Here is a 12,603-nt window from a genome sequence, read left to right as displayed (position 1 = left end):
GTCGGCACAAGTATTTTATTCTGCCACTCTATTTTTTGCTTGCTTGAATTCGTAAACGTGCTGTACGCTTTTTCGTTTCTTTAAATAATTCATCTAGCTGACGGTAACAAGCATATTGCCCTGGCTTCGCTTTGATAAAGGCAAGTCTTTCAACCCCATTAATAGGCAGTACCTCATCTCCCGCCGCTTGTACCAGCTGTTCAAACAATTGGATCGCCTCTTCCATTAAGCCTTTTGCTATACCATTTCTAGCATCATGGGCTTCATGGATAGTTGCTTGAAGGGTTGTCCATTGTGCAAACCAAGCATCTACCTGATCTTTTGCGATTGCCTCACTATTCATGCTTCCTTCACCAAGCCTTTCTTCAAACGCTTTTGACCTTCACGACAATCGCTTAGTAAAGGGCAGGTATGGCAGCCAGGGTTTTGGGCCTTACAATGATAACGACCAAAGAAAATTAACTGATGATGCGTTTTCGACCACTTATTCATTGGCGTTTTTTTCATGATTGTTTCTTCCACTTCAAGGACGGAATCCTTCCATCTACATAGACCTAGACGTTTGGAAACACGCTCTACATGGGTATCAACTGCTAGCGCAGGAATATCAAAGGCTACTGATAGCACCACATTGGCTGTTTTGCGACCTACTCCTGGCAATGTTACAAGTGCTTCTCGAGTTGCTGGTATTTCGCCATTATATTCATCTAGCAAACGTTGACATAAAGCCTGAATGTTCTTTGCTTTATTGCGATATAAGCCAATAGAGCGAATATCCTGTTGTAATTCTTCCAACCGGACAGCCAAATAATCTTCAGGCGTTTTATATTTCTGAAATAATGTTTTGGTTACCTTATTAACAAGTACATCCGTACATTGTGCAGATAATAATGTCGCAATTGTGAGCTCAAAGGCATTGTCATGCACAAGCTCACAATGTGCATTAGGGAACATTCGATCCATTTCTTCTAGGCAATGCTCCCACTGTTTTTTGGTTAACAAACTGGATGCCCCCTATTCTCTTTCTTCTAACCAATTATAAAAAGGTACTTTGTTAGTTGGTTGCGCGTCTTGCTGAACTGTCCGTGCTGGAGTCCTGCTAAATGTTTGCTTCTCTCGGAACTGCTCACTTTGCTTTTGTGCCGCTTGAGGTGTCGTAATATTTTTCTTCTTCCACTCTAACAAAATACGATCAATATAACGAATGCTCAGTTTCCCAGCAAAAACAGCTTCTTTCAATGCCTCTTTAATGAGTGTTGGACTATGTTTGTCCTCATCAAGCCAACATCCTATTTTTTCAAGCTCTAAAGGAGATAAAAGACGTCCCATTTCTTCTTCAAAGAGTCGGAAAATCTCTCCTTCTTCTTGTTGAAGTGTTGTGGTAGATTTTTGTTGCTCTTTCATCTCGATCATCTGCACAATTCGCTCCCAGAGTGGATAAACCGAATATTTTTCATAGAGCTTGCCACCTGTATCCACATCACGAGTAATTTCAAGGAAGCCCTTTTGCATTAATCGTTGTAAACGGGATGTTAGTTCATTTTCTGGCATTGTGAGACGATTCTTTAGATCATTTGGTGTAGGGAAGTCATAGCCTTCCATATGAAAGGCTAACAAGTGCATAACAATTAGCGCCTCTTCATCCTCTATATTTAACTCCTTATAAAACTGAAAAAAAAGCTGGGGAATGGGAATCATTCTCTGCTCAGTCCATGTACGGAGTCGATGATTATTTGCATTCATATTCCTCTAGACTCCTTCTTTAAGTAAGTAGAAAAGCCGCGTAGATATTTCACTACGCGACTTTTAAATTGATTTGCTTATGGATATAAGCGGTTCAGTAAACGTGGGAATGGGATTGTTTCACGAATATGTTCTGTGCCAGAAATCCATGCCACAGTTCGCTCTAATCCAAGTCCGAAGCCTGAATGTGGAACAGAACCATGTTTACGAAGCTCCAAATACCATGCATATGCATCTAATGATAGGTTATGTTCTTCAAGACGAGATTTTAATAAATCATAGTCATGGATACGCTCAGAACCACCAATAATTTCACCATAGCCTTCAGGTGCGATTAAATCAGCGCATAATACAACGTCATCGCGATCTGGATGTGGTTGCATATAGAAAGGCTTAATGCCTATTGGGTAGCATGTAATGAATACTGGCTTGTCAAATGAATTGGCAATAGCTGTTTCATGAGGTGCCCCAAAATCGTCGCCCCATTCAATATCATCAAAACCTTGTTCATGTAAAAGCTTAATCGCATCATCATATGAAATACGAGGGAATGGCGCTTGAATCTTTTCAAGTTTCGATGTATCACGGTCAAGTCGCTCTAATTCTAATTTGCAGTTAGCCAGAACAGATTGTACAATATGCGTCACATATTGCTCCTGTACTTCTAGATTTTCTTCAAACTCTACAAAAGCCATCTCTGGCTCAATCATCCAGAACTCGATTAAGTGACGACGCGTTTTAGATTTTTCAGCACGGAAAGTTGGACCGAATGAAAATACTTTTCCTAGTGCCATTGCTGCCGCTTCCATATAAAGCTGCCCTGATTGAGAAAGGAATGCATCCTCATCAAAGTATTTCGTATGGAATAGCTCAGATGTACCTTCAGGTGAAGATCCTGTTAAAATCGGTGGGTCCATCTTTGTAAAACCATTGTTGTTGAAAAATTCATAAGTTGCACGAATGATTTCATTACGAACCTTCATAATGGCATGTTGTTTACGAGAACGTAACCATAAATGACGGTTATCCATTAAAAATTCAGGACCGTGCTCCTTCGGTGTAATAGGGAAATCTGTTGCTGTATGTAGAACCTCAATTCCTGTTACAGCTAGCTCACAGCCAAAGCTTGAACGTTCGTCAGCTTTCACCTCTCCTGTAATATACATCGAAGTTTCTTGCGTTAGTCCTTTAGCTGTTGCAAAAATTTCTTCGCCCACTTCTTCTTTCACGACAACACCCTGAACAAAACCAGAGCCATCACGAAGTTGTAAGAAGGCGATTTTACCACTTGAACGTTTGTTAGCTAGCCAAGCGCCCATTTTGACTGTTTCACCGATATGCTGTGGCATATCTTTAATCATAATTTTTTTCATAGAAATCCTCCAAAGTCGTCTAGAGGGATTAGTCTTGCCATTTTGATTTTACAAATGTATCAATACGACGGACTGCCTCTTCTAGTAAGTCTAAAGATGTTGCATAAGATAATCGCATAGTAGTTGGTGCACCAAAGCCAGAGCCTGGAATTACAGCTACGTTTGCTTCTGTTAAAATATCCGCAGCGAATGCGTCTACTGAATCATAGCCAGTGTGAGCCATAGCTTCTGCTACATCTGGTAATAAGTAGAATGCACCCTGTGGTTTTAATACATGGAAGCCAGGAATTGCACTTACCTGTGGGTAAATTTTCTCAAGACGAGATTCGAATGCTTGACGCATTTCCTCTACCGCGTCCTGTGGTCCATTATACGCCTCAACAGTTGCATATTGTGCAGTTGTCGTCGCATTAGATGTTGAATGTGATGCAAGGTCAGTCATTGCTTTCACTACGTCCGCATCACCCGCAGCATAGCCAATACGCCAGCCTGTCATAGAGTGAGATTTTGCTACACCATTTACAACGATTGTACGTGCTTTCACTGCATCAGAAAGTTGTGCAATTGAAAAATGCTCAATACCATTGTATACAAGCTTCTCATAAATTTCATCTGACACGATTAAAATATCCTTTTCTTCTGCAACTGCAGCAAGTTCTGCAAGCTCTTCACGTGAATATATCATACCAGATGGGTTGCTAGGTGAGTTGATAATTACCGCTTTTGTTTTATCAGTCACAGCTGCTCTTAATTGATCAGCAGTAATTTTATAGTTTTGTTCACGTGTACCTTCAACATATACAGGTACTCCGCCCGCTAATTTAACTTGCTCAGGATAAGACACCCAATAAGGGATTGGAATAATAACTTCATCACCCTCGTTTAAAATAACTTGGAATAATGTGTATAAAATATGCTTTGCACCTACACCAACAATCACTTCATTTGGCTGATACGTAAGGTTATTATCGCGCTGTAGTTTATCAATAATAGCTTTTTTTAGTACTGGAAGTCCGCCAGCAGGTGTATATTTTGTATACCCCTTTTCCATTGAATCAATGGCAGCATTTAAAATGTTTTGAGGTGTATTAAAGTCTGGTTCACCAGCTCCAAGGCCAATGACATCAATACCTTGCTCTTTTAATGCTTTTGCTTTCGCAGTAATAGCTAATGTTGAAGATGGTGTTAAAGTTTTTACACGTGTTGCTAATAAGTTTTTCATCCGGGATCTACTCCTCTTATAAATTCGTAATGCGCTTCCACCAGTCGCCATCCTTAAACATAATATAGACATAGTTGAGTTTGTCATGGTCGTTTAGGTATGTAATCTCCCAAACAGCGCCCGGCTCCTCATAGCCCAATTTCATGTGGAGGACCTTTTGTACATTTCCTTCATTTTTAAAAACCGATAATGCTTGCTTTTCCGTAATACCATCTTCTAATAACACTTCCTGAATGGAATCCTTGTCTAGATTCGTGGGAACAAAGACAGCCTTTTTATCACCGTATTCGTCTACCCCGAACACAGTAACATACGAATGTTTGCCATTATATGTGTAGGACTCCGATACAACTGCGAGGGCTTTGGCATCGAGTGCCAACTGTTCAGCCTGCTCTTCAATTGAACGGAACGGAGCCTCGGCTTTCCAGAGTACTAAAATGCTAATGACAAGTGACAACGAAACAATAAAGACAGAAATGAAAATTAACCAGTTTTTCATCTATTCACCTGTTGTTTCATATCGTGCCTTTTTGGCACAACACATAGCGGATGTTTGTGTGTGTTTTTAACTGCATAACAATTCATTTTGCTTTCCATTTTGTCAACCTGCTTTCTTTCCTCATACCACAACATTATACAACAATTTTGTGCTGTCGTGTTTCTTAATTTCATATATTGTACGTTGCTAGAATAACGTTTTCAAATGATCGGTACAGTAAATTTCATTCCGTATCATTTTACCTCGTTGTAATTTGCGATGTCGCTTCAATTTCTCTCAAGAATATTCCCTCAAACAACAGAAAAATTCCTATTCAACACTGTAAATAGGAATCACTCAAATTATAATAGTTCATAGATAACATTGGTGGCACGGCCTTTATCTTTTGCCTCATACAAACAGCGATCAGCTTGATCAAATAAGTCATTATAATGATAATTTTTTCGATCATTTATACAAGCTCCCATACTGACCTTTAATGGATAGCTTTTCTGGTCTTTTTCTAATGCTAACGTAAGCAAATGAGCGTGTGTATTTTGGACAAGCTCTATCATATAATCCTTTTGTGGATGGCGAATACAGATAATGAATTCATCCCCTCCATAACGAATAATTTTTACGTCTTCCTCCCGCAAAAACTCCCTCAAGCCATTAGCTATCAGCTGTAAAACTCGATCGCCAAACAAATGTCCATGCGTATCATTAAATAATTTAAAATTATCAATATCAAGAACTGTAATACATACATAGGATTCCGCCATTTTAGCAGCATGTAACCATTCATCTAGCTCATGATCCAGAAAGTGTCGATTCAAGACACCTGTTAATGGATCATAATGTGCTTTTCTTTCTAATCTCTCTTTTTGACGCTTAAATTCCAAATTCAACACTTGCTGTAATAAATTATCAACGCTCATCTGTTCGGAAAGATCAATATATTCTTTTTGGACATCAAAAATTTCATCTCGCCAATTCAATTGGTACAGGACATTTAACAATAAGCGCATTACTTTTTTTGTAATGGGCTTATCACCATAGGATTTGGCAAGTTCTATTGCTTGTTGATAATATTGCACCGCTTCTTCAAGCTTGTGCTGCTTTTCATATAAAAAGCCATAGCCAAACCAAGCTGCTACTTTTTCAGGTTTATGTTGAGAAATTATGCTAGAGGTTAATGAGTCATCAAGCAATGCCTTCCCTGCCACAAAATCCCCTTCCAAAATATACACATCTGCTAAATTATTATTAATGCGAATATCTAATAATCTTGCTAAATCTGGTTGTGTCTCATATAGCGTTTTATTGTATTCTCTTGCTAACAAACCTGCTTGAAGGGCTTCCTTCGTACAGCCCTTTTCTACCTCTATATAGCATAAATTATTATGACAACGAACAAGCATCATAAAATCTTGTAATTCTTGAGCATAAGCAATTGCCTTTTTCGTCATCTCTGCTGTTTTTTCACGGATTCCTACCATATCGTAAATTAAGGACATGACTAAATAATACTGCATCAAATCTTTGCTAGTACCATATTTTTCACAGATAGCCTCATAGTCGAAAATAAGGCTGACAATGGCTAGAGTATCACCCATAGAGTGATGTACTAAAATTTTCTGATAGTACAAATCCAATACATACGCATAGTTATTACCCTCTAAAGCTACTAAAAGACCTTGATCTGCCAGTTTCAGCGCATCTGTTAAATACCCCTTTATGCGCATTTCCATGATTGTTTTATTTAATTCCTCTAATGTTAACACCACTGTCTCACCACTTTTCCAAGCCCCTATTTAATCCACTTTCACTTCTTGCTGTAACAATTATAAGACATATTTATTCACTTCGTCTGACTTTTTAGCAATATACCAACTATTACCTCGATTTCAAAAAACTTTTGTAAGACAGCTATATACTGCCCTTTTGTTTTCCCCCTCCATTAAATTTTTATACCTTTACACATTTTTCTCCATTATTGTCCCAGTCAACTGTTGTTTTTACCCATATGATGTGATAACTAGGCATGTTAAGTAATTGAAAAGGGATGTGATGTTTTGAGTTTACCAATTAACCCTTCTGATCCAGCTACCATTCCAAAATTTGTAGATGCTCTACAGAAACCAGTGACAGCAAAGCCAAAGTACTGTAGGGGACAAAAAAAACATGATTATTACGAACTGGTCATGATGGAGGGCGAGCATCGTTTTCACAAGCATTTTCCTAATACATTAATATGGGGGTACAACGGACTTTATCCAGGACCAACTATAGAAGCGACGAAAGATAAACCGATTTACGTTAAATATAAAAATCAATTACCACTAAAGCACTTTTTACCAGTGGATTTTACACTTCATGCCGCTAACGATTCCCAAGAGGTAAGAACCGTCACTCACTTACATGGAGCTAATGTGGATTGGGAGAGCGACGGTCATCCAGAGGCATGGTACACCAGAGATTATCGACATACTGGTCCAAAATTTAATAAAGAAATCCATGAATATACGAACCATCAGCCTGGTACTACAATGTGGTACCATGACCATGCTATGGCTTTAACACGTTTAAATGTCTATGCAGGCTTGGCAGGTTTCTATTTACTTAGAGATGCCCTGGAGGAACGTTCCAATTTACCATGTGGAGAATACGAATATCCTATTTTAATTCAAGATAAATCATTTAATGAGGATGGCTCTTTATTTTATCCTGATGAACCACCATTTCCAGTTACTGTACATCCATCAATTACCCCTGGCTTCGTAGGTAACACCATTGTAGTCAATGGAAAGCTTTGGCCATATTTAGATGTTGAGCCTCGTAAATATAGATTTCGGTTCCTGAATGGCTCCAATCGAAGAGGCTATGTCATCAGCTTGTCAAATGAGCAGACTATGATGCAAATAGGCACAGATGGCGGTTTTTTATCAGCGCCTCAAGCGATTCAATCTGTAGAGCTGCTACCTGCTGAACGCACAGATATCATCATCGATTTTTCAGCTTGCGAGGGGCAGGAAATCACCTTACTCAACACAGATACAGATTTTATCGATGAGCATACGAACGTCATTATGCAATTTAAAGTATCACTTCCCTTAAAATGTGAGGATACGAGTGAAATTCCTGAGAGACTGGCAGTCACAATGGATTTACATCCACATCATGCACATATCGATAGACAATTACCTTTGACAGCAACAACGGATGAATTCGGAAGACCTATGCTGTTATTGAACAACCGAATGTATCATGACCCAGCGACAGAAAAACCTTCCTTAGATAGTATTGAAGTTTGGAGTTTTATTAATACTACGCCGTTTATACATCCTATTCATCTGCATCTCATTCAATTTAAAATTCTTGAACGTCGGCCATTTGATTTAGAACTCTATCAAAATGAAGGAATCGTATCTTTTACAGGACCACCAGAGGAGCCTCGGGACTATGAGCGTGGTTGGAAAGATACGGTGAAAGTGGATGCTGGCAAAGTTACGAAAATTATTATGCATTGGAAGGATCATGTGGGGAATTACATGTGGCATTGTCACTTCCTTGAGCATGAGGACCATGATATGATGCGACCTATTCTTGTCATGAAGGATGTCCACGCTGTTCAACAGCCGCATGCTGAAATAGAACAGCCTACCCATCATGAGGCTACTACTACTAGTACGACGACAGCATCTACCCCTACGACCAATACTACTAGTACGACCCATCATAATGAGTCGCCCGCACCATTATTAAATGCTTCTCAAATTCCTTTCACAGAGGAGGAAGAAATTGTGGAATCACTAGCAGAGGAGTCTACACATATCGGAAATAATGATCAACATAGGCCCATCCTGCTTTTCCCAACTACTACGTCCACACGCACTGATACAAATAGACCTAGACCTCGTAGACCTAGAAGATTTTAGCAAGTCAATCACACAAAGAAAACTACCGTTTTAGTGGTAGTTTTTTTGTGTTCAAGCATGTATACGCCATAATCTATGCGTGAGTAGCGCCAAAAGCAGCATCATAACACAAATCATTAAAATCGGTATAAAAAGGTTTGCGCGATAGGTCTCGAATAACAGTCCGTAGCCCATTTGCCCAAGTGGTGCCATGCATTGTGAAACAGCCATCATGATCGCCATGACCTTTCCTAAATTTTCATTCGGTGTTTCCTTTTGCACAAGCGTTATTACGTAGATTGAAATGATTGTCATCATCATCGCCATCACAAGCGCACAACCGGTAAATAATAAATATGAAGCATAATAGCCTATTTGAAGCATGGGCTGAATGACGGCAATGGCCATAGGAATCACCAAAAAAGCAGTCACCAATATCCAAATATATAGCCTGTTAATTTGGAGTTTTTTAGCGAAGTAGCCCATCGTTAAGGCACCAAGTATGGTTGCAAAATCAATTATGCCCATCCCTATTCCGTACAACGAATCACTTACTCCTAACGTGACACGAAGTATGATCGGTACTCCTACGATAAAGAGCGGTGTAAATAATAAATTTAATAAGGCGGCTAGTACCGTGCATTTTAAAATAAAGGGTTGCTTCACAACATATGTAAATCCCTCCTTTATATCCTTGAATAACGTCATGACTAATTGTCCATCATCATCTCGTTTCACAAATGGAATGGTCATATACATTTCTACGATGGCTGTACCGAAAAATAATAGACCACTTACAAGGACCAGAATTTTGATGCCTAGTAATCCATATAGAATTCCACCTAGTACTGGTGCAGCAACACCGGCCAAAGCCTGCACCCCATTCACGATTCCATTTGCCTGCTCAAGATGCTGTTCTCTTACTAATAACGGAATACTAGCCATGACTGCAGGTGAATACATAGCGCTAATAATGGACAGGAGCACCATAACTACGCCTATCCCTAACACTGAATGATATTCAGTCCATAATGAGAGATAGAATATTAAGACAACGACACTATTAATAACATCAAATAAAACCATTAAATGCCGTCGATTAAAACGGTCGGCAAGGGCGCCACCGAATGGCGTAAGAAGAATAGGTATGCTCGAAATGGCAAATAGCACGGCAAAAAGATCGGCCCTGCCCGTCATATCTAAAACAAAAAGCGATAGCGCAAACCTTAATAAGGCAGAACCTAAAATAGAAATAATCTGACCAAATACAAGAATTTTAAAATCTTTCGAAAATCCTTTTTCCTTTACGAATGTATCCATATACTGTCCCCTTTTTATAGACCGACTGTCGGTCATTATTTTTGTATAAAAAAAGTGTAGCAATAAGTTTAGATTTTCGTTGTGACTAAAACTTATACTACACTTTTAGACCGTCTGTCGGTTTATAATTAGTATATGGGAACTCCCCAAAAAAAGGAACTTATATTTTTGGGGAGTTTTCAAAATTCTTCTTTTAAATATGCTTTTATTTGTTCTATAAAAGCTGTGGTGGCGTGACTTACATAGCGATCCACTCGGTAAATAATTGACAAACTTCGACTAGGAATAGCATCTGTTAGACGAATGATACGTAAATCTGAGTCATTCATTTGCTGAATTAATGGATAGGGCTGCACCGTAGCTCCTATATTTGCGCGTACTAGATTCATAATAGACGTAACAGAGCTTGTTTCAAGAATAGTATGGAGCTGGAAACCATGCTTTTTCACTGTCTCCTCGACTATTTCTCTTCCTAAAAAGCCTTCAGGATACATGACCAATGGAAGGTCCTTTAATTCAGCAATAGTGACCGCTTCTCGTTGCGCCCATGGATGCTCCTTTGAAACCGTTACAACGTACTCCTCCTTTCTTAAAGGAATAATGACTAAACGATCATGGGGCTCAACATTCGTCCCAATACCTATATCCACTTCATTTTCAAGAACTTGTCTCATAATATCGATAGAAGCAAGGATTGTAAGCTTTACCCTAGGGAATTTTTGATGAAAATCAATGACAAGTTGTGTAATTCGATAATCTAAATCAGATGGCATAATACCAACCCGTATTTGACCACCTTGAACCTCTTGTAAATCTTTAATAGCATCTTTGACATTTTGTAGTGTATTAAGCATTGCAGTAGCATAGGTAAACAATAAGGTACCAGCCTCTGTCATCACTATTTTTTTGCCAATCCGATCAAATAACGGCATTCCTAGCTCATCCTCAAGCACCCGTATTTGCTGGCTTAACGTTGGTTGAGAAATACCTAGCTTTTCAGCCGCTTTTGTAAAATGTAGCTCCTCACAGACTGCCATAAAATAATGTAGATGACGTATTTCCATATGAATCACAACCAATCATAGTTTGTATCTATCATTGTAATAGTAATAATAGTATTGTCCAATCATTTATGTTGTTATAGACTTCAACTTAGGATTTATTTATTCAAACTTACGGAGTTGATAAAGCATGAAAATGAAGCAAACGATTTTACCTATCATAGCCATAATTTTGGCTTCTTTAAATTTAAGACCTGTCATTACTTCCGTTTCACCTTTGTTAGGAACTATCCGAGAATCATTGCATATGAGTGCGGCAAGCGCTAGTTTATTAACATCATTAGCTGTCTTATGTATGGGTTTATTTGCACCGATCGCGCTCAAACTCGCCAATCGTTGGAGTATTGAACGAGCGATTGCCTACTCCCTCATATTAATTGGGCTTGCAACCGCTTCAAGGTACTTTGCTTACTCTGCCTGGGTCATGCACGTTACAGCCCTATTAGCGGGTATTGGTATTGCCATTGTTGGTCCATTACTTTCAGGTTTTATTAAAGCAAATTTTGCAAATCCTTCTCGTATCGGCGGTATTTATTCACTCGCTTTAGTTGTAGGAGCTGCCTTAGGTTCAGGTCTATCCATCCCATTAAGCACCATTTTTCATTCTTGGCAAATCTCTGCAGCTTCCTGGGCTTTACTTGCGATCATCGCTTTGTTTTTTTGGTGGAAGCCTATTGAACGGAAAGCACATACTACAAGTACTACAGGTAATAAAAATACAATCTCTATCAAGCAAATTTTAACAAGTGAAAAAGCTTGGCTATTAACAGGTTTTTTTGGTTTAATGGCCTTCATGTTTTATACGATTATGGCCTGGTTACCACCAATAGCTGAACATATGGGCTATAGCAAACATGATGCCGGAATGATGCTCACCCTATTAACGGTTGCCCAAATGCCTGCAACGTTTTTAGTCCCTATTTTAAATAATCGCTTCCAGCATCGAGCTGTTTGGCTAGTAGCTTGTTCATTACTTGAATTAATCGGTTTATCAATGCTGCTCTTCTCCATTAACCCTTGGCTAAGCAGTGTTCTTATCGGCATTGGGGCAGGTGGCTTATTCTCATTAGGATTAACTTTACCAATAGATGAAGCCGAAGATATCCAAGAAGCTAGTTTCTTAGCGGCTATGACCCAATCTGTCGGCTTCGTATTTGCTGCTCTTGGCCCCCTATTTGTGGGCCTTGTAAGAGATTACACAGGGAACTTTACAGCTGCCATTATTGGCATGATGATAATCGTGATCGTCATGATCATGATCCAATTAAAAATTGGTAATCAGAAGCCTCATGCTACCCATTAAATTCATACGAAAAAGACGACTACATACTTAAAAGTCGTCTTTCTACGAATGACCTCATTTCCTTCATTCCTAGAATTTTGTCCAGTCATTGTAAGGGGTGTCGCTTTAGTATTCGTTCTTTTACCTGAGTTTCTACTGGGCGATTAGCTGTCATCGCATAAGAATTTGCTATGGTGAGTAATTAAG

Annotated in this window: 11 protein-coding genes; 2 read left to right on the top strand and 9 right to left on the bottom strand. The window is 39.0% G+C overall.

Annotated elements, in window-relative coordinates:
* Positions 1-28: 28 nt before the first annotated feature.
* From KVT27_RS04690 to KVT27_RS04660, 7 genes are all read right to left on the bottom strand, one after another.
* Positions 29-343 carry a YpoC family protein gene (locus KVT27_RS04690; protein WP_217580837.1) on the bottom strand — a complete coding sequence of 105 codons (315 nt, stop codon included), beginning with the start codon at positions 341-343 and terminating at the stop codon, positions 29-31.
* Positions 340-1,002, bottom strand: coding sequence for an endonuclease III (gene nth, locus KVT27_RS04685; protein WP_217580835.1), 663 nt, complete (start codon positions 1,000-1,002; stop codon positions 340-342). Before nth ends, KVT27_RS04690 begins: the two co-directional genes overlap by 4 nt.
* Before the next feature lie 12 nt (positions 1,003-1,014).
* Complete coding sequence (locus KVT27_RS04680; protein WP_036147727.1) at positions 1,015-1,743, bottom strand: DnaD domain-containing protein; 729 nt, start codon at positions 1,741-1,743, stop codon at positions 1,015-1,017.
* Between the two features lie 77 nt (positions 1,744-1,820).
* Positions 1,821-3,116 (bottom strand): asparagine--tRNA ligase, encoded by a 1,296-nt coding sequence (asnS, locus tag KVT27_RS04675; RefSeq protein ID WP_036124723.1) that lies wholly within the window; start codon positions 3,114-3,116, stop codon positions 1,821-1,823.
* A 28-nt stretch (positions 3,117-3,144) separates the two neighbouring features.
* The gene (locus KVT27_RS04670) at positions 3,145-4,338 is read right to left on the bottom strand and encodes a pyridoxal phosphate-dependent aminotransferase (protein WP_008176505.1); all 1,194 of its coding nucleotides are present in this window, start codon (positions 4,336-4,338) and stop codon (positions 3,145-3,147) included.
* A 16-nt stretch (positions 4,339-4,354) separates the two neighbouring features.
* Positions 4,355-4,837, bottom strand: coding sequence for a cell wall elongation regulator TseB-like domain-containing protein (locus tag KVT27_RS04665; protein WP_036124721.1), 483 nt, complete (start codon positions 4,835-4,837; stop codon positions 4,355-4,357).
* Positions 4,838-5,178: 341 nt separating this feature from the next.
* A complete protein-coding gene (locus KVT27_RS04660) occupies positions 5,179-6,603 on the bottom strand; it encodes a tetratricopeptide repeat-containing diguanylate cyclase (protein ID WP_217580833.1) in 1,425 nt (474 codons plus the stop codon).
* Positions 6,604-6,891: 288 nt separating this feature from the next.
* On the opposite strand from KVT27_RS04660, the gene KVT27_RS04655 reads away from it, so the two are divergent.
* Entirely contained in the window at positions 6,892-8,754 is a 1,863-nt protein-coding gene (locus KVT27_RS04655; RefSeq protein WP_217580830.1) for a multicopper oxidase family protein, read from the top strand.
* 51 nt (positions 8,755-8,805) lie between these two features.
* Here the strand turns inward: KVT27_RS04655 and KVT27_RS04650 are convergent, their stop codons facing one another.
* Together KVT27_RS04650 and KVT27_RS04645 are read right to left on the bottom strand one after the other, a co-directional pair.
* A complete protein-coding gene (locus tag KVT27_RS04650) occupies positions 8,806-10,053 on the bottom strand; it encodes an MFS transporter (RefSeq protein WP_217580828.1) in 1,248 nt (415 codons plus the stop codon).
* Positions 10,054-10,232: 179 nt separating this feature from the next.
* A complete protein-coding gene (locus KVT27_RS04645; RefSeq protein WP_036124716.1) occupies positions 10,233-11,117 on the bottom strand; it encodes a LysR family transcriptional regulator in 885 nt (294 codons plus the stop codon).
* 127 nt (positions 11,118-11,244) lie between these two features.
* Here KVT27_RS04645 and KVT27_RS04640 point away from each other — a divergent pair, with 127 nt between their 5' ends.
* Positions 11,245-12,417 carry an MFS transporter gene (locus tag KVT27_RS04640; RefSeq protein ID WP_052323466.1) on the top strand — a complete coding sequence of 391 codons (1,173 nt, stop codon included), beginning with the start codon at positions 11,245-11,247 and terminating at the stop codon, positions 12,415-12,417.
* Positions 12,418-12,603 lie beyond the last annotated feature (186 nt).

Source organism: Lysinibacillus sp. GbtcB16 (assembly GCF_019091145.1).
Taxonomy (GTDB): domain Bacteria; phylum Bacillota; class Bacilli; order Bacillales_A; family Planococcaceae; genus Lysinibacillus; species Lysinibacillus fusiformis.
This window is presented reverse-complemented; position numbering and strand designations above follow the sequence as displayed.

Coding starts and splice junctions, on each gene's coding strand:
- KVT27_RS04665 (WP_036124721.1), bottom strand. CDS start 4,837: ATGAAAAACTGGTTAATTTTCATTTCTGTCTTTATTGTTTCGTTGTCA.
- KVT27_RS04650 (WP_217580828.1), bottom strand. CDS start 10,053: ATGGATACATTCGTAAAGGAAAAAGGATTTTCGAAAGATTTTAAAATT.
- KVT27_RS04645 (WP_036124716.1), bottom strand. CDS start 11,117: ATGGAAATACGTCATCTACATTATTTTATGGCAGTCTGTGAGGAGCTA.
- KVT27_RS04690 (WP_217580837.1), bottom strand. CDS start 343: ATGAATAGTGAGGCAATCGCAAAAGATCAGGTAGATGCTTGGTTTGCA.
- KVT27_RS04680 (WP_036147727.1), bottom strand. CDS start 1,743: ATGAATGCAAATAATCATCGACTCCGTACATGGACTGAGCAGAGAATG.
- KVT27_RS04670 (WP_008176505.1), bottom strand. CDS start 4,338: ATGAAAAACTTATTAGCAACACGTGTAAAAACTTTAACACCATCTTCA.
- KVT27_RS04640 (WP_052323466.1), top strand. CDS start 11,245: ATGAAAATGAAGCAAACGATTTTACCTATCATAGCCATAATTTTGGCT.
- asnS (WP_036124723.1), bottom strand. CDS start 3,116: ATGAAAAAAATTATGATTAAAGATATGCCACAGCATATCGGTGAAACA.